This is a genomic window from Kitasatospora sp. NPDC101176, assembly GCF_044768035.1.
Lineage (GTDB): Bacteria > Actinomycetota > Actinomycetes > Streptomycetales > Streptomycetaceae > Kitasatospora.
On sequence record NZ_JBIWPA010000020.1, the window covers coordinates 42,224 to 65,975 of the forward strand.

Below are 23,752 nucleotides of genomic sequence, written 5' to 3' on the forward strand. Positions count from 1 at the left end.
CGGAGGACGAACAGACATGACCACCGTGCTGATCGTGGGAGCGGGGCCGACCGGACTGACGCTGGCGTGCGGGCTGGCGCGCCAGGGAGTCGCGGTCCGGGTGATCGAGAAGGCCGACGCGTTCCACACCGGCTCGCGCGGCAAGACGCTCAACCCCCGCAGCATCGAGGTCCTCGCCGACCTCGGCCTGGGCCGGCGGCTGGCCGCCGCGGGCCGCACCCACCTGCCGTTCCGCAAGTACTACGCCGGCGAGTTCGTCAACGAGACCGAGCCCTTCGCCGACGCGGGGCCCACCGCCGCCGTCCCCCACCCGGCGAGCATCTGGCTGCCGCAGACCCGGGTCGAGCGCCTGCTGCGCGAGCTGCTGGCCGAACTCGGCGGGGCGGTCGAGCTCGGCACCGAGCTCGTCGACCTTAGCCAGGACGACGGCGGCGTGCGGGCGCGCCTCGCGGACGGCCGGACGATCGCCGCCGAGTACCTGGTCGCCTGCGACGGGGGCCGCTCCACCGTGCGCAAGCTGCTCGGCACGGCCTTCATCGGCGTCGGCGACCCGGAGCCGATGATGGTCTGCGGCGACGTCGAGGTCGACGGCCTGGAGGGGGGCGCCTGGCACCAGTGGTTCGGGCCGCAGGGCGTGTTCATGCTCTGCCCCTTCGAGGGCACCCGGCGCTGGCAGCTGCAGTCCAGCCCCGAGACGGACGCCGAGGGCCGGGCGATCGCCCCGTCCCTGGAGAGCTTCCAGCGGCTGGCCGCCCTGCACACCGGCCGCGCGGACCTCAAGCTCTCCGACGCCACCTGGCTCTCCACCTGGCGGGTCAACGTCCGCAGGGCCGAGAGCTACCGCACCGGCCGGGTCTTCCTCGCCGGCGACTGCGCCCACGTCCACCCCACCGCGGGCGGGCTCGGCATGAACACCGGCATCCAGGACGCCTGGAACCTCGCCTGGAAGCTCGGGTACGTGCTGCGCGGCCTGGCCGCTCCGGCCCTGCTGGACACCTACCAGGAGGAACGGCTGCCGATAGCCGCCTGGACGCTGGAGGTCAGCACCGCCGGCATGGACGCCGTCTCCGAGGGGATCAACACCCCCGGCGTCGGCGTCGAGGCGGGCCGGGTGGGCGACTTCACCGGCCTCTCCCTCGGCTACCCGTGGAGCCGGCTCGCCGTCGACCGCCTCGCGGGCCCGGTGCGCGCCGGCGACCGGGCGCCCGACGCGGTCTGCACCGGCCTCGACGGCCGGCCGGGCCGCCTCTTCGACCACTTCGCCGGCGACCACTTCACCCTGCTCGGCGTCGGCGCGGCCGCCGCCTCCGCCCTCACCGGCCTGCCCGACCACGTGCGACCGGTCCTGCTCGACGACCCGGACGGCACCACCCGCCGGGACTACGGGATCACCGGCGACGCCCTCGTCCTCGTCCGGCCCGACAACCACATCGCTCTCACGGCCCCGGCCGACGCCCGCGAGGAGGTCCTCGACTACCTCGCTGCCCTGCGGTAGGCCCCGGCGGCCCGCGGGACACCGCAGCGCAGGGGAAGGGACGTCACGGAGCGGGACATCGGCCGGGCCGACCTCCTGCTCCGGCGCCGCGGACCCGGAGGAAGGCCCCGGACCGGCCCGGGGGATCATGGTCCGGTGAGCCCGTCCCTCCGGCCGGCCGCGGCCGGCCGGCGATCCGACCCCACGCCCCAGGAGATCGACATGACGACCACCCCCACGACCCCGCCGCTGCGCACCGCCGTCCTCGGACCGGGCGGTGTCGGCGGCCTGCTGGCCGGCCTGCTCGCACGGGACGGCCACCGGGTCGTCTGCCTCGCCGGCGAGGCGACCGCCACCGTGCTGCAGCGGGACGGACTGCACGTCCGCAGCGGGCGGTTCGGCACGTTCACCGCCCGGGTCGAGGCCGCCACCGAGCTGCGCGAGCCCGTCGACGCCCTGTTCGTGACCGTCAAGGAGACCGCGCTGGAGGCCGCGCTCGACCGGGTGCCGGCGCAGGTGCTCGGCGACGCCCTCGTGGTGCCCCTGCTCAACGGGCTGGAACACGTCGAGGTGCTGCGCCGGCACTACCCGGACGGGCGGGTCGTGGCCGGCACGATCCGGATCGAGGCCACCCGGACCGCCCCCGGCCGGATCGAGCACAGCAGCCCCTTCGCCGCCGTCGAACTGGCCGCGCCCGACACCGGGTTGGCCGAGCCGCTGCGGCACACCGGCCTCGACGTCACGCTCCGCGAGGACGAGACGGCGATGCTCTGGAGCAAGCTCTCCTTCCTCGCCCCGTTCGCCCTGCTCACCACCCGACACGCCGCCGAGATCGGCGTGGTCCGCACCGAGCACCGGGGCGAACTCGCCGCCGCCGTCACGGAGATCGCCGCCGTCTCCGCCGCGGCCGGCGCACCGGTCGACGCCGACGCCCTGCTCTCCGCCTTCGACCGGGTGCCCGGGCCGATGAAGTCCTCGATGCAGCGGGACGCGGAGGCCGGCCGGCCGATCGAGCTGGACGCCGTCGGCGGCGCCGTCCTGCGGGCCGCCGCCGCGCACGGGGTCGCGACCCCGACCCTCACCCGACTGGTCCGCGAACTCTCCTGACCCCGCCCTCCCGTGAACCACCGCCCCGTGAACCACCCTCCTGACCAGCAGGGATGACGATCCATCAGTTCGTCGACCGTGCCGACGGTCAAGGTTCACCCATGATTCACCCGCCGGGGCGGAACCGCCGGTCGCCGATCCGGCGTTGATCCCGACGGGAGGGATACAGACATGACAAGGAAACCGTACCGAATGGCCGCCGCCGCGCTCGCGCTGCTGGCCGCCGCCCCGCTGCTCAGCGCCTGCAAGGACGTCGACCAGGCGCTCGACTGCGGATCACGGGCCGTCAGCCTGGCCGGAGACGTCCAGGACCTCGCGTCCTCGGCCGTCAACGTCGGGCAGCTCAGCGACCAGGAGCGCCGCAAGCACACCGCCGACGCGCTGAAGAAGGTCGGCGACGACATCAGGAGCCTGCGCGACCACAACAGCGGGGACAAGATCGACAAGGCCGCCGACAAGCTGACCAAGGCCGTCGACAACGCCCAGAACGCCGTCTCCAACGGCAAGGTGCCCGACCTCGGGGCGATCACCGACGCCGCCGGCGACGTGACCAAGGCCTGCGCCGGCTCCTGACCGACCCACCGGGGCGGGCGGACGACCACCTCCGCCCGCCCCGGCCTGTCGCCACGGCGGGCACCCCACCGCACGGTAGGAATGGGCACCGGACCCGCACCGCACCCCGGAGGCACCGGTGAACGACCCGATCCGCGACCGGATCAGTGACCTGCGCGCCGAGCTGGCCCCCGGCGACGCGACCCCCGCACTCGTCACGGCACTCGCCGACGGCACCGCCCCGCTCGGCGCCCTGGCCGAACTCGCCGCCCAGCAGCAGCGGATCATCACCTCGGACCGGCGCAGCCTGCTGCTCCTCGCCACCCGGTGCGCCGACCGGCCGCTCGGCGCCTGGTTCGCCACCCTCGCCGAGGGCGAGAGCGCCGCCCTGCGCACCCTGCCCGACCTCGCCGCCGCCTGCGGCCTCGCGCCCGCGGAACTCCCGGCCCGCCCCCCACTGGCCGGCTGCCAGGCCTACCCGGCCTACCTCGCCTGGCTCGCCCTGAACGGCGATCCCGCCGCCACGGCCACCGCACTGGTCGCCAACTTCGCCGCCTGGGGCGGCTACTGCGCCACCGTCGCCCGGGCACTGCGGCGCCACTACGGCTTCTCCGACCAGGCCTGCGCCTTCTTCGACTTCTTCGCCCAGCCCGCCACCGCACTGGAGCAGCAGGCCGCCGAAGCCCTCGGCCCGGACACATTGGACCGGCCGGCCCTCGCCGCGGCCCGCGAGCACGCCCTGCTCCTGCAGGCCTACGAGCACCTGTTCTGGGACACCCTCGACCGGCCCCGACCGTAGGGCACTCCGCCGCGGCCGACGACCGGTCCGGACCCCGCCACCGAGCCCGGCGCCCACGCACCCCGACCGGGCGTCCGGGCCCGCCGGCAGCCGGACGCACCCCACTGACCACGCCGGAGGAACCCCCGTGCCCCACCTCCCCGTTCACCCCGCCCGCACCCAGCGCCGTTCCGGCGGCTGCCTGTGCGGAGCGATCCGGTTCACCGTGACCGGCGAGCCCGAAGACCCGCACATCTGCGGCTGCGCCCACTGTTCCCACCGCGCCGGGAGCCCGTTCCAGTGGTGGACCGGCTTCCCGCTGGCCGGCCTGTCCTGGACGGGCGGCCACGGCGAGCCCACCTGGTACGACACCCACGCCGGAAGGACCAGGCGCGGCTTCTGCCCCGTCTGCGGCAGCCACATCGCCGCTCTCGACCACGGCGACACCGCCCTCGTCGGCATCCTCGTCACCGCACTCGACGGCTACCGGGACGACCCCGCCCACGTACCGCTCAACCCGAACCGCCTGCCCGAAGCCGCCCCCTGGCTCGCGCCCGCCCCACACCGCACCGGCGACCCGTCGACGTCCGTCTGATCCTGCGCCGGGGGCGTTCGCCCAGGCTCTGGACGGCGATGAGCTGGACGCCTCGGCGCTGCTGACGCCGATGGCCGAGTTCGTCCCGCCCGACGGGCGAGCAGCTCGGCGGCTTCCCCCGGGTGTTCACCCACCTCGCGCCGATCAGCGCCGCCCTCGACCTCGACCGTGCGCCGGGCAGACCCGGCATCACCGTACTCGGTGGGACCACCGCCGCCTGCGTCCGGGTCGGCGCCGACGGCCGGCTGGGTCGTGATCCGGCGTGTGAGCGGTGGGACCGCGCCGGATGCGGGAGCCGGGCGCCTCCGTGGGAGAGCATGCCCGCATGGACATCGAATTGCTTGTACGCACCCGCCGTGCCCTGCACGCGGTCGCGGAGCTGGTCCTCGCCGGACCGCAGTTCCGGACGAGTGGCACGATCAGGCTGCGCGCCTCCCTCGGAGGTTTCGCCACCCGGGCCGAGCCGAAGGTCCAGGTCGTCGGCGCGGATCTGGTGGCGCCCGGGCAGCGCCTGTTCCTCGAGCGGACCACCTGCGCCGCGCTGGCGGCTGCGATCGGGGTCACGGCCGGTGCACCCGCGGGGCTCTACCAGGACGGATCCGGTGTCGGCCCCGAGGACGTGATCCAGGCCGATCCGCAGTCGGCGCACCGGATCGCGCAGGGTTTCGCGGTCGGCGACGCCGCGCTGCGCCGGATGTTTCCCGGGGCGGATCCGGTGATCTGGCCCGAGCACTTCGACATCGGCGTGACGGTGGACGCGGTCAACTACGGGGTCTCCCCCGGCGATGGCTTCCAGGCGGAGCCGTACGCCTACGTCGGCCCGCACACCCGGCAGCAGGGTGAGTACTGGAACGCGCCGTTCGGTGCGGTGGCCACGATCCGCGAGCTCGGCGGCGTGGACGACGTGTTGGCCTTCTTCGAGCAGGGCCGCCGGTCGGTCGTCTGATCGCCGCTACCGGCCGTGGGCCCGGGGCGGGCGGAGGGTGGTGGGGGCCGGGCGAGGACCCGGCCCCCGGCAGGCTCAGGCCTGCCAGTGCGGCTTGCCGCTCACCATCCGGCAGTAGATCATCCGGCCGTTGGCGTCATGGGTGCTCCGACCGAGGTCGGCCTCACGGCAGAACTGCCCCGCCGCGTAGCAGTTCCCGGCGTTCGAGCGGATCTCGCACCCGGTGGCGCCGGCCGCGGAGGTCTGCTGCGGCTCCGGGTCCGTCGGCGGCTGCGCCGTGGTGACCTTCGGCTGCGGTGCCTTGGGCGCGGGCGCCGAGGCGTGGACGCTGGGCACGGCCGACGGCGGGGCGGCGGTCCTGGTCGGGGCCGGGTCCGGCGCGGTCGGGGCGGCACTGGTCGGGGGCGCGACGGGCGGCACCGCCGCGGGGCTCGTCGGCGCGGCGGGCGGCGTGGTCGGGACGGCGGGCGGCGTGGTCGCCGTGGTCACGGCGGCCTTCGGCGAGGGCGGCGCGGTGGTGCCGTCGGTGGCCGACGGGTCGCAACCCGTCAGCGCCAGGCCGACGGTGAGGACGAGTCCGGCGAATCCGGCCAGGCCGGCGCGCCGGCGCCCGGATATGCGTGAGGGCATGGGTGGAGCACGCTCCGTTCCGTTGGGATGAGGTGCGTGATTCAAGCAGAGCCCGCACACCTCCTGCGCACGGATCCTCCACTCGTTGGCAGATCGAGATGTTCCCGCTACCCGGTGTCACCGCCCAGGGGCCATCGTCACCCTGCGCCTCCGCGGCGACCGCGCCCACCAGCGCCCACCGTCCGGCCCGCCGTCACCCCGCCCGATCCGCCGTCACCATCCCCGGGGCGGCCCGGTCGGTCCCTACGCCCGGTCGGCCCCTATGGCGGGCCGGTCCCTACGGCAGATCCACCCCTCCCCCTACGGCAGGCCGGACGTGCGGCGTTCGAACACCTCGGGGCGGGCCGTGTCCAGGGCGGTCGCGACGGCACCCAGGAGCACCGCCTCCTCCCCGAGCAGGCTGGGCGCGAGCATCGGACGCATCGGGGTGATCCGGTGCAGGGCGCGTTCCAGCGGCTCCAGGAGGAGGTCGGCGCTGCTGCCGATGCCCCCGCCGAGGACGACCAGGTCGGGGTCCAGCACGGCGGACAGCACGGCCACGGCGTAGGCGAGTTGCCCGGCCTCGTGGTCGACCGCCCGCAGCGCCGCCGGGTCGCCGGCCCGGGCCAGCTCGAACACCTGCTTGGCGGTGCGCGCGCCGTCCAGCCCGAGCTCCGCGGCGGTGCGCACCACGGCGTCGGCGGCGGCCTGCTGCTCGATCGTCGCGGCGGGTTCGCCGGACCGCTCGGGCAGCGGCACCAGGCCGATCTCGCCCAGGGCGCCGTGCGCGCCGAGCAGCGGCTCGCCGTCCTTGACGACACCCACGCCGAGGCCGGTGCCGACCAGCAGGTAGGCGAACATCCGGCTGCCCCGGCCGGCGCCCAGGGTGTACTCGCCGAGCGCGGCGAGGTTGGCGTCGTTGGCGACGGTGACGGCCGCGCCGAGGCCCTCCCCGATCCGGTCGAACAGCCCCGGTCGGCCCCACCCGGGCAGGCTGGTGGCGTAGCGGACGCCGCGCCGCTGCTCGTCCCACACGCCGGGGGTGCCGATCACCGCGTGCACGATGTCGGCGGGGTCCAGCCCCGCCTCGGCGGTGGCCTCGTGGGCGGCGGCGACCACGGCGTCGGCGACGGCGTTCGCCGAGCGGCCGCGGTTGGCGACGTCCCGGCGGGCGACGACCGTCCCGGCGAGGTCGGCGACGGCGACCCTGAGCCGAGCCCGGCCGATGTCGACGCCGAGCACGTGCCCGGCGGTCGGGTCAACCTCGTACAGCACCGCGGTGCGGCCGCGCTCGGGGGCCAGGCGGCCGGCCTCGCGGACCAGTCCGGCCAGTTCCAGGGTGGCCAGGGCGGCGGACACGGTGGGTTTGGACAGCCCGGTGTCCCGGGCGAGTTGGGCGCGGGAGGAGCCTCCTCCGGTGCGCAGCAGTTCGAGCAGCAGCCACTCGTTGTTGCTGCGCAGCCGCTGCCGGTTCCACGGCACCGCCGGGGCCCCGGCCGCCGGGCGGTGGGTCGGCAGGTGGCGGCTCATCGGTTCCTCCGGGGTGAACGGACCGGCGGGTGGGCCGGACTGCGGGTGGGGCGGGCGGGGCCGCGCCCGGCACCGCCCCCGGCGCCCGGTGTCGGGAGCCGCCGCCCAAGTATGACCGGTGATCATTCCGTTCTCGCCCCGGATACCGGACGTCGCCCGCCGCGGGCCCGGCGGCCGGACGGGCGCGACGACGCGCGACCCGGTCCGACCGCGCCCGGCCGGGCCGGCCCCGCACCCGCCACGGAAGCGCCTGCCGCCGGGCCGGGCCCCGCCCGCCACGGCCCGGCTCCACCGTCCCGACCGGCCGTCAGGCCACCCAGCCGCCCGTCATCGTCTGCACCGCCGAGCCGTCCAGGTCGGCGAGCTTGGCACCTACGAAGGCGCGGGCCCGCTCGGAGGTCTGCACCCGCGCCGGGGGCCGCTCGGCAGTCAGCGCGGCGACGATCGGCTCGGCCGCCTCCTCCGGGGTCTGGGCCTGGCCGAAGGCCTTCATGGTCCGGTCGACGTACGCCTGCAGGGCCGGGGCGTACGGACCGGCCGCGGCGAGCAGTGCGGGCAGGTCGATGGCCTGGTTGCCGATGAACTCGCTGGCCACCGCGCCCGGTTCGACGACGGTGACGTGCACGCCGACGGTCGCGGCGACGGGGGCGAACGCCTCCATGAAGCCCTCGACGGCGAACTTGGCCGCGCAGTACGCCTCGTTGAAGGGCTGCCCGACCACGCCGCCGACGCTGGTCACCGTGATCACCCGGCCGCCGGTGGCCCGCAGGTGCGGCAGGGCGGCCCGGGTGACCTCGACGACGCCGAAGAAGTTCACCTCCATGGTGGACCGCACGGGCGCCATGCCGTCCTGCTCGATGGTGCCGACGTATCCGGCGCCCGCGTTGTTGACCACCGCGTCCAGCCGGCCGTGCCGGGCGAGGACGGTCTCCAGGCAGGTGGCGACGGACGCCGGGTCGGTGACGTCCAGCCGCTCGATCTCGATCCGCTCGCCGACGCCGGCCTCGACGGCGGCGTGGCGCAGCGCCTCGGCCCGCGCGGTGTCGCGCATGGTGGCGACGACGCCGTAGCCGGCCCGGGCGGCGGCCACGGCGGCGGCGAGGCCGATCCCGGAGGAGGTGCCGGTGATGAGGACGATCGGGGTGGCGGCGGCGGTGTCCATGCGGGTCTCTCCTCGGGCAGCCCGGGGTGCGTCGCCCCCGGCAGGGATGTGTGCGTGTGCACGCACTCTACATTTGTGTGCGCGCACACGCAAACACCTGTGTCGCCCTTTACCGCGACGGCCCCGGGCGGTCAAGGTTTCACCCTCTTGTGGGCGTGGCGCGCCCCGGCGCGTGATCATGGGCGTATGCAGTCCCGGCACGGCGACCGAGCAGAAGGCGCCCAGTCCGCGACACCGGACACCCGGTCACTCACGGCAGCGGCGGCGCTCGCGGCGAGCCACGGCGCGATGACCGACAGCGACAGCCCGGACCTCCTCCGCGACCTCCTCGCCACCGCCCCGATCGGCGTCGCCCTGCTCGACGACGAGCTGCGCTGGCAGTACCTCAACGCCGCCTTCACCGCCGTCACCGGCCTGCGCCGCGCCGACCTGCTGGGCCGCCCCGCCGGCGCCACCCCCTTCGGCCCGGCCGCCGCGGCCCTGCACGGCGTCCTCACCGACGGACGGGACCGCGAACACGCCACCGGCGGCCCCGACGGACCCGGCTCCCCCGTACCGCCCGGCCTGCGGGTGCGCTACCGGGCGCTCGAACGCGCCGGGCGGACCACCGGCGTCGTGGTCGTCGTCCTCGACGACCCGGACCCGGCCCGCGAGCAGCTGCGCGAGCTCGAACGGGCCCGCGCCCGGCTCGCCCTGCTCGACGCGGCCGCCGAACGCATCGGCGCCACCCTCGACGTCGGCGCCACCTGCGCCGAACTCGCCGCGTTCGCGGTGCCCGCCTTCGCCGACCTCGCCACCGTCGACGTCCTGCCGCCCGACGCGGAACCCGCCCGCCCCGGCCACGGCGTCCCGCGGCGCCTCCACCGGGCGGCCGTCCAGTCCGTCCCGGCGCTGGGCCCCGCCCTCGCCGACCTCGCCGGGCCCGGCGAGTCGGTCCGCCAGCCGGAGGGCTCGGCGGCCGCCCGCAGCCTCGCCGGCGGCATCGCCGTCCTCACCGAGGCCGGGCCCGCCGATCCCGCCCCGGCCGGGATCGGCTCGCTGCTCGTCCTCCCGCTGTCCGCCCGCGGCCGCCTCATCGGCCTGCTCACCCTCGGCCGCACCGCGGCCGGGCCGGCCTACACCCCGGACGAGGCCGCGCTGCTCGGCGACCTCGCCGCCCGCGCCGCCACCGGGATCGACAACGCCCGCCGCTACACCCGCTCCCAGGGCATCGCCCTGGAACTCCAGCGGGCCCTGCTCAGCGAGCCCGGCAACCCCCACCAGAACCTGGGCCTCGCCTCCCGCTACCTGCCCTCCGGCAGCAGCTCGGTGGTCGGCGGCGACTGGTACGAGACGGTCCGGCTGCCGTTCGGCCGCACCCTGCTCGCGATGGGCGACGTCATGGGGCACGGCGTCGAGGCCGCCGTCGACATGAGCCACTACCGCTCCACGCTGCGCGACGTCGCCGGGATGGACCTCCCCCCGCACCGGATCCTGCGCCAGCTCGACACCGTCATCTCCGCCATCGAGAGCGCCCGGCCGGCCACCTGCCTGCTGGTCCTCGCCGACCCGGGCCGCGGCCGCTGGACGCTCTCCAGCGCCGGCCACCTCCCGCCCGCCCTGATCACGCCCGACCGCCCCACCGAACTGCTGGAGGTCCCGACCGGCCCGCCGCTCGGCACCGGCCTGGGCGGCTACGAGCAGACCACCCACCCGCTCACCGCCGACCAGACCCTGCTCCTCTACACGGACGGCCTGGTGGAACGCCGCGACGAGGACATCGACACGTCGCTCGAACGCCTCGCCGCCCTCCGCCTCCCCGCCGCCGGCGACCTCGACGACCTCCTCGACGCCGTCCTGCAGGCCCTCGCGCCCCCCGCCACCGGCGCCCCGGGCGGCAACGCCGAGGACGACATCGCCCTCCTCGCCGCCCGGCCCAGGCCCCGCTGACTCCGCCCGGGGGCGGCGCCGGGACGCGGACCGCCCCGGCGCCGCCAGAGCGGCACCGGGGCGGTGGGGGTGTCAGCGCGTCGGCCTGTCGAACCGTCGACGCATCAGCGCATCGACGACTCAGCGCGTCGACGTCTCGACGCGGGAGCGCGCCGTCGCGCCGTGAGGTCTGCGCACCGGTCGGCGCACCAGTCGACGCACCTGCACGTCACTTGCGACGGCCGAAGATCCGCTTGGCGGCGTAGACGATGCCGACGATCAGCAGGACGAGGAAGAGGATGATCAGGATCACCACGACGATCAGGAACTTGCCGAGCTTGGCGAAGAAGCCGGACTTCTTCTTGTCCTTGGCGGCGAGGTGCGCCACCGGCGCGGCCTGAACGCTGCGGGCACCGGCGGCCACGGCCTGGACGGCGGGGGCCGCGGGCGCGGCGGGGGCCGCCCGGCCCGCCGCCGGTGCGACGGGCGCCTGGCCGGGGGCGGTGGCCACGACGGCCCGGGGTGCGGCCACCGCCGTCGCGCTCGACGCCGCGGCGGTGAGGCCGGCGGCGGCCAGCAGTGCCACCAGGGCGCCGACTATCGAACGTGCGATCCGGTGAGTCATCGTGCTCCTCGTACGTGTTCCGAGCAGCGCGGAGGAGCCCGGCCGACCGAATCCGTTGGTCTGACCAGGTGGTTTTCTCATCTGCGCCTAGTATGCTCCACTGAAGTTCTACAGCGGTGTAAAAGTTTAGCGACGGGCCTGCCCGGATCGGCTCCGGCCCCGGCCACGAACGCCCGCCGCTCCGACGGGGGTCTCGTGGCAACTGTGGAGGATGACGACGTGGCTGGTCGCAGGGGTTCCCGCGAAGCCGAAAAATCGCCGCGCCGGGCCACCGACAGCCCACCGCGCCGCTCCGGCGACGGCCCGCCGCCACCCCGCCGGTCCACCGAGGGCCCCCCGGCGGCCCGCCCCGCGAGCCGGGCGAAGCCGAAGCCCGGGCGCAGCACCAAGCAGAAGGTGCTCTGGGTGACCGCCGGCTGCACCACCCTCCTCGTCCTCGGCGGCTGTGCCGTCTACTACCGGCTGAACGGCAACATCACCACCTTCGACGGCGACGCCGTCAGCAAGGACCGCCCGGCCGCCGCTGCCCCGGACGCCCAGGGCCGCACCCCGGTCAACATCCTGCTGATCGGGTCCGACAGTCGGGGGAACGGCAACAGCGACCTCGGCGGCGGCGGGGACGGCGGCGCCCGGTCGGACACCGCGATCCTGCTGCACGTCTACGCCGACCACCGGCACGCGACCGGCGTGTCGATCCCCCGCGACTCCCTGGTCACGATCCCGCCGTGCAAGCTCCCGAACGGCAAGTGGACCAAGGAGCAGACCAATGTGATGTTCAACAGCGCCTTCTCTGTCGGCGACACCGAACAGGGCAACCCCGCCTGCACCCAGAACGCCGTCGAGAAGCTGACCAACCTGCGCGTCGACCACACCATCGTGGTGGACTTCAACGGCTTCGCCTCGATGACCAAGGCGGTCGGCGGCGTCGAGGTCTGCCTGCCGAACGACGTCCACGAGGGCGACCTCAACCCGAACCTCGGCCGCAAGGGCAAACTGCTGTACCCCAAGGGCAGGCAGAAGGTCGAGGGGCAGGCCGCGCTCGACTACGTGCGGATCCGGCACGGCATCGGCGACGGTTCGGACATCGGCCGCACCAAGCGCCAGCAGGCCTTCCTCTCCTCGCTCATCAAGCAGGTCAAGGCGGGCGGCATGGACCCGACCACGCTGCTCCCGCTGGCCGACGCCGCCACCAAGTCGCTGACCGTCGACCCGGACCTCGGTTCGGCCGCGAAGCTGCTCTCCTTCGCCATGTCCGTCAAGGACGTGGACCTGCACGACGTCAAGTTCGTGACCACACCGTGGCGTTACGAGGGCCCCCGGGTCGCCCTGGTCCACCCCGACGTGGACCAGCTCTGGGCCGCGCTCAAGGCCGACCGCACCCTGGACGGGCAGGACGCCAGCGCCGCCGCCCCGGCCGCCGGCGAATCGGCCGCGCCCACCGCCCCGGGCAGCGCGACCCCCGACGCCTCGCCGGACGCCGCCGCCGGGAGCGGCGAGGTCAAGCCCGCCGAGGTGAAGGTCGCGGTGCTGAACGGCACCGGCGCGGCCGGGCTCGGCGGCAAGGCCGCGGAGACCGTCAAGGGCGCCGGCTACACCGTCACCACCGTCGGCAACGCGCCCGGCCGGCCGCGGGCGGCCACGGTCGTCGAGTACGGCACCGGCGAGCGCGCCGCGGCCGACGCCGTCGCCAAGCTGTTCCCGGGCGCGACCGTGCAGCCCGGCGGCAAGGGGCTCAGCCTGGTGCTCGGCCACGACTTCGCGGCCGCCAACCCGGCCGGCACCGCCACCGCGCCGACCACCGGGGCCGCGTCGGCCCCCGCCCCGGTACCCAGCAGCGTGGCCGGGGCCGCCCGCTCGGCGGACGACGACCCGTGCGCGAACGTCTCGTACGGGTGACGGACGGCTGACCCGGCGAGTCACCGTCGACCGACCGTCGACCGACCGGAAGCCGGGGCGCCCCCGACGGGACGCCCCGGCTCAGAAACAGCTCCGCTTCGGACCTGCTCAGCGCCTGGCGCCGCAGGTCGGACAGAAGGCGGCGCCGTCCGGGACGTTCTGGTGGCACTGCCCGCACTGCACCGGCTGGGCCAGCCGGAAGCCGCAGCCCGGGCAGAACGGCGTGCCGTGCGTCTCGGTCGAGCACTGCGGGCAGACCAGCTGGCGCGGCGTCCGCACGTCGAACTCCGCACCCGACTGCTGGCCCTGCTGGTAGGCGCGGTCGGACACCATGTCGTTGAGGCCGCGCCGCTGCGCCACCACCGCCTCGGCCGCGGTGTCCGGGGCGCAGGTGTGGCACAGCCCCTGGCCCGGGTCGAAGCAGCGGCCGCAGACGTAGTGGGTGCAGCGGGCGCAGCGGTTGAAGTGGCTCTGGGCGTTGCCGATGGCGTGCTGGAACGCGGCGTCGCGCGCGTTGCCCCAGGTGTGTCCGGCCAGGCCGTCGGCGGCACTGCTGATGGTGCTGGCGTTGCCGCCGATGAGGTTCCAGGCGGCGCTGACGCCCTTGCCGATCCAGCCGGCCACCTGACCGGTGGTGAACGCCTCGAAGGGCGAACGCCAGGTGTCGGAGCAGCGGGAGCAGTAGAACTCGAACTGGAACCCCGCACCGGTGCCGTGCTGCTGGCACAGGTCGCGGTAGTTGCTGCTGAAGTAGATCTCGGAACTCACGTCGTCCCCGGTGGCTGAAGTGGCGCGTCGGCGGTCCCCGGGCCCCCCGGGTCCCGACAAGGACGGCGGGTCACGAGGCGCTGCACAGAATCGCACACGCCTTCATCCGTTGTGAATCTCGTACGGGTAAAGCCGTCCGCGGCAGCGTCTCGCGATCGCCGCTCCAGGGGACGCACGCGCCCGCCGGCCCGGTTCCGGCCCCGCGGGGGCTCCCCGGCGGACCGGTCACCGCCCGCCCGGACCCCAGTCGGCCCTGCCCCGATCGGCCCGGCCCGGCGCACGGGGCCCGGGCCTGCCCCGGTCCGCACGGTGGTTCAGAGCCCGGCCACCGGCAGCAGCAGGACCCGCGCCGGGTCGAAGCGCTCCCAGCAGGCCGGCCGGCCGCTGCGGCTGACCCTCAGCCGGCACCACCGCTCCCCGGCGTCGTCCCGCCACCAGCCGCTGATCCGCCCGGACGCCCAGGTGCCGCCGCCGAGGTCCACCTCGACCGGCTGGTACACCCACTGGACGTCCGGCTCCGCCGACTCCCCGGCGGGCGCAGGACTGCGCCGACTCTCCGTCACGGTTCCGCCTCCCGACCCACCCCCGGCCGCGGCCTCCCCGGTCGGGCGGCCACGCGACCGCGCGTGCAGCTCACCCCGGGACTCTACAGGCGTGTAGAGGATCACGGAGGGGGTTTCGCCACCGACGGCGGGGCGGCCCGCGGCCCGGGGGCGTCTCAGTCGCGCCCCCGACGGGCACTCAGCACCGAACGCGCCCGGGAGACCGGGGACGGAGCGGCACCCCGGCGGCGACGCCAGAGCGCGACCGGCAGCACGGCACCCAGCGCGACCGCCCCCGGAACCGACGGCGTCGCCGCCGGGGCTGCGGCGGCACCCGACGGCACCTTGTCGAAGGTGTCCGGGACGGGCAGCGTGGACCAGTCCGAGAGCGGCCAGGCCACCACGAAGGCCCGGCCCACGACGTTGTCCACCGGCACGAAGCCGTCACCCGTCTCGTTGTGGTGCGGCCGGGAGTCCCGGGAGTTGTTGCGGTGGTCGCCCATCACCCACAGCTTGCCCTTGGGGACGGTGACGGTGCCCACCGGGTCGTTGTCGCAGGGCGTCGAGCCGGGGAACAGGTACGGCTCGTCGAGCGCGACGCCGTTCACCCTCACCGGGCCGCCCGCCTTGCACTCCACGGTGTCCCCGCCCACCGCGATGACCCGCTTGATGAGGTCCTTCTCGTCCGCCGAGGGCATCAGACCGACGGTGCTCAGGGCCTTCTGAACGGTGCTCATCACCGAACCGCCCGAGTGCGTCGGGGCGCCCTCCAGCCAGCCGCCCGGGTCGCGGAAGACCACCACCTCCCCGCGCTCGGGCTCGGCGCCGAACCACGGGGTCAGCTTGTCGACCAGGACCCGGTCACCGATCTCCAGGGTCTGCTCCATCGAGCCGGAGGGGATCGAGAACGCCTGGACGAAGAAGGTCTTGATCCCGAGCGAGAGCAGCAGGGCGATCACCAGCAGGATCGGCAGCTCCTGCCAGAACGGACGCTTCCTGCGCCCGGCCTTCCCGCCCGGCCCCGGCGACCCGGCCGCCGCGGTCCCCACCCGCTCCCCGGCCCCACCGCTCTCGCCGGACTCCGTGCTCTGCTGCACACTCATAATTCGCGGCCCCTCCCGACGGCCTGACGGGAGCCCGGAACGGACTCCCTGTCAGGGAACGAACCTACCGAACAGAGGTTCCCGGGCGCGCCCTGACGTGGATCCGCTCACCCTGGGGGCCGAACAGGCTGAGGAACTCCACGGGCTGCGGCCCGGCGTTGCCGAAGGCGTGCGGGGTGCGGGTGTCGAACTCGGCCGCCTCACCCGCCGTCAGGACCAGGTCGTGCGAGCCGAGCAGCAGGCGGAGCCGGCCGGACAGCACGTACAGCCACTCGTAGCCCTCGTGCACCTTCAACTCCAGCCCGGGCCCGGTGCCGTGACCGGGCGGCATGATCTGCTTGTAGGCGTGCAGGCCCCCGAGGTGACGGGTCAACGGGACGACGGTCTGGCCGTTCCTGGTCACCGGGCGCGCGTGGATCCGGGGATCGCCGGTCGCCGGTGCACCGACCAACTCGTCCAACGGCACCCGGTACTCCCGCGCCAGCGGCAGCAGGAGCTCCAGGGTCGGCTTGCGCTGCCCGGACTCCAGCCGGGAGAGGGTGCTGAGCGAGATCCCGGTGGCGGCGGCCAGGGCCGCGAGCGTGGTGCCGCGTTCGCGCCGCAGGGCGCGCAGCCGGGGGCCCACCGTGGTGAGGACGTTCTCGAAGTCTTCGTCGGCCATGTCCGTCATTCGCCGCTACGGCAAGGGCGTTTGTCAAACCGGCACACCGTGCGCGCCGCCGGGCCCGCCCCGGGCGCCCCCGTCGGCCGGTCCGCGGCCGGAGCCGGTGCCGGTCCGCGGCCAGTGCCGGAGCCGGTCCGCGGCCGGTGCCGAAGCCGGTGCCGGTCGGCCGACCGGATGACGTTCGCCGCGCACTCCGGCCACCCGGCGCGGCCCGCCCCGCCGACCACCGCCCGCCTCCCTACGATGCGGCGGTGACCGCCCGGGCAGCCTCCGGGCCCCGACTCCAGAACGGCTGATCTCCCATGAGACTGACGACCCCCGGTCGGCTCCGGGCCTGGGCCGCCGCCGGCGCGGCGCTGCTGGCCGTCACCGGGCCGGCGGCGACCGGGACGGCCACCGCCGCACCGGCCCCCGACTCCGGCGAGCGCCTCTCCCCCGCCATCCGGGCCATCATGGCCAAACCCGCCTACCAGCACGCCCAGTGGGGCCTGCTGGAGGTCGACCCGGCCAGCGGCGAGACCATCCACGCGCAGTTCCCGGACCAGCGCTTCATCCCCGGCTCGACCGCCAAGGTGGTGACGATCTCCGGCGCCTGGCACGCCCTCGGCCCCGACCACCGCTTCACCACGCCGATCCACGCCATCGGCCGGCGCACCGGTTCCACCCTCACCGGCGACCTCTCCCTGGTCGCCCAGGGCGACCTCACCATGGGCGGGCGCACCAAACCCGACGGCTCGGTCGACTACACCGTGATCGACCACACCTACGCCAACGACCTCCCGGGCGCCACCCTCACCCCGGAGGACCCGCTCGCCGGGATCGACCAGCTCGCCCGGCAGGTCCGCGACTCCGGGATCACCCGGGTCAACGGCGACGTCATCGTCGACCCCCGGATCTTCACTCCCCCGGCACTCGACCCCCAGCCCACCCCGCTGATCATCAACGACAACCTGATCGACCTGCTGGCCACCCCCACCTCACCCGGACAAGCCGCCCGGCTGGACTGGCGCCCGCAGGTGGCGCCGTACCAGGTCACCTCCACCGTCCGGACGGTGGAGGCGGGCGGCCCGACCGACGTCCAGGTCTCCGCCTCCCCCGACGGCACCCGGATCACCCTCTCCGGGACGGTCGCCGCCGACGCGCAGCCCGTCCTGCACACCGCCCCCGTCAAGGACCCGAACGCCTTCGGGCGCACCGCCCTGATCGAGGCGCTCGCCCGCGCCGGCGTCACCGTCACCGCCGACCCGACCGGCCCCAACCCGCAGGACGCCCTGCCCGCCGACTACACCGGCGACCCGCAGGTCGCCGCCTTCGTCTCCCCGCCGTACAGCCAGTACGCCAAGCTGATCCTGAAGATCAGCCACAACCTCGGCGCCAACCTCGCCCTGTGCAACATGGCCGTCGCCGCCGGCAGCACCGACTGCGACGCCGGCTACCCCGTCGTCCACGCCTTCCTGGCCGACGTCGCCCACGCCGACCCGGACCAGTTCCAGCTCGCCGACGGACGCGGCGGCGACCCCGTCGACCGGGTCACCCCGCGGGGGCTCAACCAGGTCCTCGCATACTGGCTGCGCACCCCCGACGCGGACGCCTTCCGACTCTCCCTGCCGATCCTCGGCGTGGACGGCTCCGGTGCCCTCACCTGCACCACCGACTGCCCGGCCAAGGGCAAGGTCTTCGTCAAGCCGGGCAGCGCGATCGGCGGCGACCGTCTCAACGACCGGATCGCGGTGAGCGGTCAGGCGGTGGCCGGCTACCTGCTGACCAACAACGGCTGCCTGCGCACGTTCTTCGTGGCCGTCAACGGTGCGGCCACACCGACCATCGAGACCTTCTTCGACGTCAGCAACGACGTCTTCCAGATCGCCGCGCTGCTGCAGGAGGAGTCGCCGTAGGTCCGGTCCCATGACGGCCCGGGGCCGGTGGCGGTCCGTCCGCCACCGGCCCCGCGGGCTGTCCGGCCGGGCCCGAGTGCTCCGCCGGCGCCCGGTGCTCCGGCGGCGCCCGGTGCTCCGGCGGCGCGCGGCTCTTCGGCACCCGGTTCGGCGGGCACCCGGTCCGGCGGGCGCTCGGGCACCCGGCCCGGCGCGGGTCGTGCGCCCCGCGTGCAGGGGCGTCAACACCCGCCCGGACCAGGCCCGTTCGTCCGGCCTGCACGCCCACCGGCCCCGTCCGCGCCACTACGCTACGTGTCATGACTTCTTCGGACACGGCCCCCGGACGGGGCACGGCGGTGGTGATCGGCGGCGGGCTCGCCGGCACGGTGGCGGCCTGGGCGCTGCGCGGGCACGCCGAGCGGATCGTGGTGGTGGAGCGGGACCGCTACCCGGCGGAGCCGACGTTCCGGGCCGGGGTACCGCAGGGCCGGCACGCGCACCTGGTGCTGGAGGCCGGCCACCGGGCGCTGGAGGAGATGATGCCCGGCATCAGGCAGCAGCTGGCCGACGCGGGCGCGACCAGGGTCGCCGTCTCGGGTGACCTCAAGTGGCTCAGCTCCGCCGGCTGGATGGCGCAGTACCCGGCCCAGCTCGGCTTCCTCTCCTGCACCCGACCGGTCCTGGACAAGGTGGTGCTGGACCGGGTCCGCACCGAGCCCTCGATCGAGTTCCTCGAGGGCGTCGACGTGGTCGGCCTGCTCGGCTCGGCGCGGGCCGTCACCGGGGTGCGGATCCGCGAGCGCGGCCCCGAGCGCGGCGAGGTCCGGGAGATCCCGGCCGAGCTGGTGGTCGACGCGGCGGGCCGCTCGACCTCGGCGCCGCAGTGGCTGGCCGAACTCGGCCACCCGGCGGTGCCCGAGGAGCGGGTCGACGCCGGCGTCTCCTACTCCTCCCGGATCTTCCACCGCCCGGCCGGCGTCGACCTCGGCCACCGGGCGATCTACCTGCAGACCAAGGCCCCCGACGCGCCGCGGCTCGGGGTGCTGCTGCCGGTCGAGGGCGACCGGTGGATCGTCAGCGTCGCCGGCATGCGCGGCGCCGAACCCGAGCCCGGCGAGGCCGGGTTCACCAAGCAGGTCGGGCTGCTGCGCGACCAGAGCATCCGCGAGGCCCTCCGGAACGCCGAACCGGACGGCGAGGTGCGCGGCTTCGTCCCCGGCCCGGGCGTGCGCCGGCACTACGAACGCAGCTCCCCCGACGGCCTGGTGGTGGTCGGCGACGCGGTCAGCACCTTCAACCCGGTCTACGGCCAGGGCGTCACGGTCGCGCTGTTCTGCGCCCAGGCGCTGCGCCGGACCGCCCTGCGGCACGGCGGCATCGGCCACGCCACGGCCCGGGACGCCCGGCGCGAGATCGCGGCCGCGTCGAAGAACCCGTGGGTGATGTCCTGCAGCGAGGACGCCCGTTTCGCCGCCACCACCGGCGCCCCCTCCGGCGCCCTGCTCAAGCTCCAGCACCGCTTCCTGGACAAGGTGCTGGCCGCCTCCGTGAACGACCCGGCGGTCACCGCCGCCTTCCACGAGGTGATGTCGCTGGTCGCACCGCCGACGCTGCTGTTCCGCCCGTCCGTCCTGGCCGCCGTCCTGCGGAGCTGACGGCCGCCGGGCCCCGGCCCGGCGGCCGGCGGCGGTGCCCTGCGGCGGTGCACCTGGGGCCGGTGTGCCCGGGGCCCGCATAACTGGCCGTATCGCTGGGGCCCGTACAGCCGGGGCAGTGCACTGCGCCCGGGGCCGGTCGGCGGCGGTGCCGGGACCCGTGCCCCCGGGGCCGGTCAGGGTCGGTGCCCGGGCGTCAGGTGCGCGGCCACGTACGGCACGGCGACCTGCTCCAGCGCGCCGTCACCGAACGCCGGGTGGACGTTGACCTCGAACACCACACCGCCGCTCTCGGCCGCCAGGTCGACGCCCGCCAGCGGAAGGTCCAGGGAGGCGGCCGCCCGGATCGCCAACCGGTCCAGGCCCGCGGGCAGCCCATCGGTCGCGAGCACGGTGGAGACCGCGCCCCGGCTCTCGTTGCAGGGGGCGTCCGGGTCGGCCTGGACGTGCTCCACGGCGCGGACCACCCGGCCGTCGAGCACCACCACCCGGTACTGGTGACGGACGCCCTCCGGGGTGAAGTTGCGGGCGTCCCGGGCGATCAGCCAGTCCAGTCCCGCCTGCTCGTAGTACCGCGCCGCGGCGGCGAGCTGGGCGTGGCTGGTGACGTGGAAGACGTCGTCGCCGCCCATGCCGACGCAGGGGCGGGCCCAGACGTCGCCGCCGAGGCGCTCGAAGGCCGCGGCGACGGCCCGCGCACCCGGCCGGGAGAACGCGATGGTGGGCATGTGCGGGACGCCGTCGCGAACGAACCGCGCCACGGTCGCGTCCTTCTCGGTGGCCGCCCGCCAGGAGCGCGGGTCGGTGCCGAGCGAACGGGCTCCGTGCGCGCGCAGCAGGCGCTGGCAGGCCGCGAACTCCCGCCGCCGGTGCGGCGGGATCTCGTAGACCACCACGGTGTCGGCGGCCACGACGCGCCCCTCCGCCTCCAGGCGCAGCCCGCCCCCGCCGTCGGAGCGGATCCGGCCGCCCCCGCCGGCCATGAAGCACCGGGCGTCGAGCAGCACGGGCGCCCGGCCGGTGACGGCCCGCGCGGCGTCGGCCAGTACCTCCCGGCTGCCTTCGGTCGAGCTGTGATCGGTCAGGATGACGAGGTCGTCTCGGCCCATGCGGCCATCGAAGCGAGCGGCCCGGGGCCCGGCAAGACGGCCCCGCGCGCCAGTCGCCCACCGGGGTGGCCGAAACCCGCGCGCGCCCCGATGCCCGCGGGCCCGTACGCCCCACGCGCTTCGCGCCCGCCGCGCCCGCTGTGCCCGCTGTGCTTCATGCGGCTGCCCTGTCCACCGGGACAGCGACGGCGTACTCCGGGCCGGCGCCGGATGGTTCCTGGAATACATCGGCCGCCAGACCGGTCGGCCCATCACCGCGCACGCGCGCTGCTCAAAACACCGCACCCACACGGTCACCGCGCACGGGAGAGCCACGGCTACCGGGTTCGATCAGGCGCTCGGCAGGGACACCGAGCAGCCGCTGGCCGCAGTGGCTGACGAGAGCTGGGAACGAACCAGCGGCTCGCACGTGGTCCCGGCCGACCGGTCCTATTCCCGGATGCCTGCGGCTTCGATCGCCCACTGACGGGTAGCCCGCCCGGTCGCTTGCAACGCGGTGACCAGGGTGACGAGGGCGCACAGCGCGATGGTCCCCCCGATCTGGGTCCACGGGATCACCGTCGGTGGTGCGGTCGCGAGCCTGCTCAGTGAGACGTGTTGGGTCACTGCGGCGAGGCCGGTCGCTACGGCGGCGAGCACGGTGGCGACGACCACCGCGATGGCCGACTCGGCTGCGGCCACCTTCACGATCTGGCTGCGCACCACGCCGGCCATCCCGAGCAGGGCGAACTCCCTCCGTCGTCCGGCCATCGCCATGATCAGAGTGTTGGCGACCGCGATCAGCGCGTAGGCCAGCGCGATCCCCAGGACGATCACCGCGGCGTTGTCCGTCTGCTCCGCGGCGTGCGCTCGCTGGGCCTCCAGGTAGTCGTCGTAGGTCACGATGCGCGCACCGGAGCCGGCCAGCGCCTGGTTCACCGCCACCGTCTGCTGCTCGTCGAGCGGCCGGCCCGCGCCCGTCTGGGAGTCGAGGTAGACCCGGCTCGGCATCACCGCGCCGGTCAGCGACGCGGACAGATAGGTGTCGTCACCGTTCAGGCCGCGTGCGACGACCGCCGCGACGACGGTCGACACCCGCGCGCCGGACGGCAGCAGCGTGACCACCTGCTCCCCGACCGAGAGACCGTCGGACTGAGCCGCGTGCTCGTCGACGACCAGAAAGTTCTCCGGCAGCGAGGTGAGCGAGCCGGAGACCACGGGCGGAGTGACGGTCGTGCCCAGCGCGGACGCGGGCACCGCGTTCGAGCTCAGCGAGTCGATCTGCTCGCCCTTCGCGGTGCCGATCCGGATGTTCATCGAGGTGCCCGGGGTGACCCGTACCCCGGGCACGGCCGCCAGCTTCTGGGCGGTGAGGGCGTGGTGGAACTCGCACCAGGCCGCGAACTCGCGCCGGGAGCGGCCGGGCAGACCGCGGCTTCTGGGGTGGTCGTTGTAGGTGTCGAGGGCCTGTTGGACGGTGTGCTGGACCAGCGGGCCGCTGGTCATGGTCGTGCTGACCACCAGCTTGGCGAGGTCGTACCCGAAGGGCGCGAGGGTGAGGGAGTCGAAGTCGATGACGGCCACCGCGGTGTCGGTGACGAGGAAGTTGCGCGGATTGGCGTCCTTGTAGAACGCGGCCGGCATGTCGGCGGCCCGCTGGAGCCAGCCGGCGGCCGCCTCGGGAGTCAGGGCGGGGCCGGGTACGGATCCGGAGGCCAGGAGGCGCCGGAGCCGCTCGCGCCGGCCGTCGACGAACCCGTCGATGGTGGTGCCGCCGCTGGTGAAGGCCGTGTCCGGGCGAGCGTCCTTCAGCACACTGAGGTAGGCGGAGGTGTGCTGGTGGCCGAGGAGGTCGGCCACGACGACCAGATCGGCCGGACCGACGTGGCAACCGTCAAGGTGCTCATAGACGATCTCCCCGGGACGCTGTTCGACGACCTGCGGCGTGCGAACGTCCGGGTTGACGCCGGCGATCCACCGTTGGTGGGCGAGGGAGCGCTGTTGGAGCAGCGGGTGGTCGTAGGTCTTGGTGAAGGTCCTCATCGGCGGGCAGCCACCACGTAGGTGACGGTCGAGGCTGTCTCCAGCGGGCCGTCGCCGATCGTCTGCCGCAGCCTCTCGGCGATCTCCCGCGCATCGGAGGGGAGTTGGTACTTGGGGTTGGTGGCGGCGTAGGCGGCGATGTGCGCGGCGCCGGTGAAGCGGAAACGGTGCTCGTCGTGGATGATCTCCCGAATGTCCAGGCAACTACTTACGATGTCGGCCTGGTTGTCGCTGTGGAAGGTCTCGTACAGGCTCGGCCGGTCGGCCGCCTCCGGGTCCAGGCCGCTGGCGGCGATCGCCTCGTCCAGCTCCCGGTAGCTGTCGGCGGACTTGGTGACCGTGATGGACAGCCCGCCGGGCGACAGGCAGCGGGCGATCTCCGCGACCACCGCCGCAGGCTCCGGCGAGTGGTAGAGGCAGAACGCAGCCGCAGCGACCGCGACCGAGGCGTCGGGCAGGGCGATGGTGTGGAAGTCGCCGCGCATGTACCGCACCCCCATCCGCCCGGCCAGCCGCCGCTGGGCCTCGCTGAGCAGGGCGACGGACTGGTCGAAGGCGATGAGCTTCGGCGGGTCGAGGCGCTCGGCGAGCACGACCGTAGTGGTGCCGCGCCCGCAGCCGATGTCGAGGACGGTACCGCGCGGCCCATCGGCGGCGAGTTCCGCGATGACGGCGGCCGGGTGTCGGCCGAAGGTCTTGGCTCGGGCGAGTGCGGTGGTGCGTTGGGCGAGGCGGCCCGCGTCGGAGTACAGGGTGTCGCGGACGCGGTCGGTGTCGAGGAACGGGTTGGCGGTCATGGACAGGTGGAGCCTTCCCGGGGAGGGGGTCGG

Annotated in this window: 21 protein-coding genes; 10 read left to right on the top strand and 11 right to left on the bottom strand. The window is 74.9% G+C overall.

Translation table 11 applies throughout. The features are described from left to right. Positions 1-16 precede the first annotated feature (16 nt). The 6 genes from ACIRS1_RS24905 (at position 17) to ACIRS1_RS24930 (ending at position 5,452) form a co-directional block, all read left to right on the top strand. On the top strand, positions 17-1,495 hold the full coding sequence (locus tag ACIRS1_RS24905) for an FAD-dependent monooxygenase (RefSeq protein ID WP_402843520.1): 1,479 nt from the start codon (positions 17-19) through the stop codon (positions 1,493-1,495). A 201-nt stretch (positions 1,496-1,696) separates the two neighbouring features. Next, positions 1,697-2,581, top strand: a complete 885-nt coding sequence (locus tag ACIRS1_RS24910; RefSeq protein ID WP_402843522.1) for a ketopantoate reductase family protein — start codon at positions 1,697-1,699, stop codon at positions 2,579-2,581. Positions 2,582-2,752: 171 nt separating this feature from the next. Further along, positions 2,753-3,154: a hypothetical protein gene (locus ACIRS1_RS24915; RefSeq protein ID WP_402843525.1), complete on the top strand. Its 402-nt coding sequence runs from the start codon at positions 2,753-2,755 to the stop codon at positions 3,152-3,154. 118 nt (positions 3,155-3,272) lie between these two features. After that, positions 3,273-3,932: a transcriptional regulator gene (locus ACIRS1_RS24920; protein WP_402843528.1), complete on the top strand. Its 660-nt coding sequence runs from the start codon at positions 3,273-3,275 to the stop codon at positions 3,930-3,932. A 127-nt stretch (positions 3,933-4,059) separates the two neighbouring features. Beyond that, positions 4,060-4,506, top strand: coding sequence for a GFA family protein (locus tag ACIRS1_RS24925; RefSeq protein WP_402843531.1), 447 nt, complete (start codon positions 4,060-4,062; stop codon positions 4,504-4,506). A gap of 325 nt (positions 4,507-4,831) precedes the next feature. Continuing rightward, positions 4,832-5,452, top strand: coding sequence for a hypothetical protein (locus ACIRS1_RS24930; protein ID WP_402843534.1), 621 nt, complete (start codon positions 4,832-4,834; stop codon positions 5,450-5,452). Positions 5,453-5,527: 75 nt separating this feature from the next. Here the strand turns inward: ACIRS1_RS24930 and ACIRS1_RS24935 are convergent, their stop codons facing one another. The 3 genes from ACIRS1_RS24935 to ACIRS1_RS24945 form a co-directional block, all read right to left on the bottom strand. Continuing rightward, the gene (locus ACIRS1_RS24935; protein ID WP_402843536.1) at positions 5,528-6,082 is read right to left on the bottom strand and encodes a hypothetical protein; all 555 of its coding nucleotides are present in this window, start codon (positions 6,080-6,082) and stop codon (positions 5,528-5,530) included. Positions 6,083-6,382: 300 nt separating this feature from the next. Continuing rightward, positions 6,383-7,591, bottom strand: a complete 1,209-nt coding sequence (locus ACIRS1_RS24940) for an ROK family protein (protein WP_402843539.1) — start codon at positions 7,589-7,591, stop codon at positions 6,383-6,385. A 307-nt stretch (positions 7,592-7,898) separates the two neighbouring features. Beyond that, positions 7,899-8,753: an SDR family oxidoreductase gene (locus ACIRS1_RS24945; protein WP_402843541.1), complete on the bottom strand. Its 855-nt coding sequence runs from the start codon at positions 8,751-8,753 to the stop codon at positions 7,899-7,901. A 288-nt stretch (positions 8,754-9,041) separates the two neighbouring features. On the opposite strand from ACIRS1_RS24945, the gene ACIRS1_RS24950 reads away from it, so the two are divergent. Next, positions 9,042-10,682 (top strand): SpoIIE family protein phosphatase, encoded by a 1,641-nt coding sequence (locus ACIRS1_RS24950; protein WP_402843544.1) that lies wholly within the window; start codon positions 9,042-9,044, stop codon positions 10,680-10,682. Positions 10,683-10,890: 208 nt separating this feature from the next. Here ACIRS1_RS24950 and ACIRS1_RS24955 read toward each other — a convergent pair whose 3' ends face one another. Then, a complete protein-coding gene (locus tag ACIRS1_RS24955) occupies positions 10,891-11,286 on the bottom strand; it encodes a hypothetical protein (protein WP_402843546.1) in 396 nt (131 codons plus the stop codon). 405 nt (positions 11,287-11,691) lie between these two features. Here ACIRS1_RS24955 and ACIRS1_RS24960 point away from each other — a divergent pair, with 405 nt between their 5' ends. Continuing rightward, entirely contained in the window at positions 11,692-13,182 is a 1,491-nt protein-coding gene (locus ACIRS1_RS24960) for an LCP family protein (protein ID WP_402843548.1), read from the top strand. A 108-nt stretch (positions 13,183-13,290) separates the two neighbouring features. On the opposite strand, the gene ACIRS1_RS24965 is transcribed toward ACIRS1_RS24960, so the two are convergent. The 4 genes from ACIRS1_RS24965 to ACIRS1_RS24980 all read right to left on the bottom strand — a co-directional run bounded on the left by ACIRS1_RS24965 (position 13,291) and on the right by ACIRS1_RS24980 (position 16,256). Then, the gene (locus tag ACIRS1_RS24965) at positions 13,291-13,950 is read right to left on the bottom strand and encodes a zinc ribbon domain-containing protein (protein ID WP_360206046.1); all 660 of its coding nucleotides are present in this window, start codon (positions 13,948-13,950) and stop codon (positions 13,291-13,293) included. Between the two features lie 314 nt (positions 13,951-14,264). Further along, a complete protein-coding gene (locus ACIRS1_RS24970) occupies positions 14,265-14,513 on the bottom strand; it encodes a hypothetical protein (protein WP_402843552.1) in 249 nt (82 codons plus the stop codon). A 155-nt stretch (positions 14,514-14,668) separates the two neighbouring features. Continuing rightward, positions 14,669-15,595 (bottom strand): signal peptidase I, encoded by a 927-nt coding sequence (gene lepB, locus ACIRS1_RS24975; RefSeq protein WP_402843555.1) that lies wholly within the window; start codon positions 15,593-15,595, stop codon positions 14,669-14,671. 64 nt (positions 15,596-15,659) lie between these two features. Continuing rightward, on the bottom strand, positions 15,660-16,256 hold the full coding sequence (locus ACIRS1_RS24980; protein WP_360206054.1) for a helix-turn-helix transcriptional regulator: 597 nt from the start codon (positions 16,254-16,256) through the stop codon (positions 15,660-15,662). Positions 16,257-16,561: 305 nt separating this feature from the next. Here ACIRS1_RS24980 and dacB point away from each other — a divergent pair, with 305 nt between their 5' ends. Together dacB and ACIRS1_RS24990 are read left to right on the top strand one after the other, a co-directional pair. After that, entirely contained in the window at positions 16,562-18,154 is a 1,593-nt protein-coding gene (gene dacB / locus ACIRS1_RS24985; protein WP_402843558.1) for a D-alanyl-D-alanine carboxypeptidase/D-alanyl-D-alanine-endopeptidase, read from the top strand. Between the two features lie 299 nt (positions 18,155-18,453). Continuing rightward, positions 18,454-19,791, top strand: coding sequence for an FAD-dependent monooxygenase (locus tag ACIRS1_RS24990; protein WP_402843561.1), 1,338 nt, complete (start codon positions 18,454-18,456; stop codon positions 19,789-19,791). 176 nt (positions 19,792-19,967) lie between these two features. Here ACIRS1_RS24990 and ACIRS1_RS24995 read toward each other — a convergent pair whose 3' ends face one another. The 3 genes from ACIRS1_RS24995 to ACIRS1_RS25005 form a co-directional block, all read right to left on the bottom strand. Next, a complete protein-coding gene (locus ACIRS1_RS24995; RefSeq protein ID WP_402843564.1) occupies positions 19,968-20,900 on the bottom strand; it encodes a RimK family alpha-L-glutamate ligase in 933 nt (310 codons plus the stop codon). Between the two features lie 429 nt (positions 20,901-21,329). Further along, positions 21,330-22,922: an FtsX-like permease family protein gene (locus ACIRS1_RS25000; RefSeq protein WP_402843567.1), complete on the bottom strand. Its 1,593-nt coding sequence runs from the start codon at positions 22,920-22,922 to the stop codon at positions 21,330-21,332. Next, positions 22,919-23,719, bottom strand: a complete 801-nt coding sequence (locus ACIRS1_RS25005; protein WP_402843570.1) for a class I SAM-dependent methyltransferase — start codon at positions 23,717-23,719, stop codon at positions 22,919-22,921. Before ACIRS1_RS25005 ends, ACIRS1_RS25000 begins: the two co-directional genes overlap by 4 nt. Positions 23,720-23,752: the final 33 nt, after the last annotated feature.

What these genes read in the sequence shown, in the direction of transcription:
- ACIRS1_RS24905 (WP_402843520.1), top strand. Translation starts at nt 17, where the DNA reads ATGACCACCGTGCTGATCGTGGGAGCGGGGCCGACCGGACTGACGCTG.
- ACIRS1_RS24910 (WP_402843522.1), top strand. Translation starts at nt 1,697, where the DNA reads ATGACGACCACCCCCACGACCCCGCCGCTGCGCACCGCCGTCCTCGGA.
- ACIRS1_RS24915 (WP_402843525.1), top strand. Translation starts at nt 2,753, where the DNA reads ATGACAAGGAAACCGTACCGAATGGCCGCCGCCGCGCTCGCGCTGCTG.
- ACIRS1_RS24930 (WP_402843534.1), top strand. Translation starts at nt 4,832, where the DNA reads ATGGACATCGAATTGCTTGTACGCACCCGCCGTGCCCTGCACGCGGTC.
- ACIRS1_RS24935 (WP_402843536.1), bottom strand. Translation starts at nt 6,082, where the DNA reads ATGCCCTCACGCATATCCGGGCGCCGGCGCGCCGGCCTGGCCGGATTC.
- ACIRS1_RS24940 (WP_402843539.1), bottom strand. Translation starts at nt 7,591, where the DNA reads ATGAGCCGCCACCTGCCGACCCACCGCCCGGCGGCCGGGGCCCCGGCG.
- ACIRS1_RS24945 (WP_402843541.1), bottom strand. Translation starts at nt 8,753, where the DNA reads ATGGACACCGCCGCCGCCACCCCGATCGTCCTCATCACCGGCACCTCC.
- ACIRS1_RS24950 (WP_402843544.1), top strand. Translation starts at nt 9,042, where the DNA reads ATGACCGACAGCGACAGCCCGGACCTCCTCCGCGACCTCCTCGCCACC.
- ACIRS1_RS24955 (WP_402843546.1), bottom strand. Translation starts at nt 11,286, where the DNA reads ATGACTCACCGGATCGCACGTTCGATAGTCGGCGCCCTGGTGGCACTG.
- lepB (WP_402843555.1), bottom strand. Translation starts at nt 15,595, where the DNA reads ATGAGTGTGCAGCAGAGCACGGAGTCCGGCGAGAGCGGTGGGGCCGGG.
- ACIRS1_RS24980 (WP_360206054.1), bottom strand. Translation starts at nt 16,256, where the DNA reads ATGGCCGACGAAGACTTCGAGAACGTCCTCACCACGGTGGGCCCCCGG.
- dacB (WP_402843558.1), top strand. Translation starts at nt 16,562, where the DNA reads ATGAGACTGACGACCCCCGGTCGGCTCCGGGCCTGGGCCGCCGCCGGC.
- ACIRS1_RS24990 (WP_402843561.1), top strand. Translation starts at nt 18,454, where the DNA reads ATGACTTCTTCGGACACGGCCCCCGGACGGGGCACGGCGGTGGTGATC.
- ACIRS1_RS24995 (WP_402843564.1), bottom strand. Translation starts at nt 20,900, where the DNA reads ATGGGCCGAGACGACCTCGTCATCCTGACCGATCACAGCTCGACCGAA.
- ACIRS1_RS25000 (WP_402843567.1), bottom strand. Translation starts at nt 22,922, where the DNA reads ATGAGGACCTTCACCAAGACCTACGACCACCCGCTGCTCCAACAGCGC.
- ACIRS1_RS25005 (WP_402843570.1), bottom strand. Translation starts at nt 23,719, where the DNA reads ATGACCGCCAACCCGTTCCTCGACACCGACCGCGTCCGCGACACCCTG.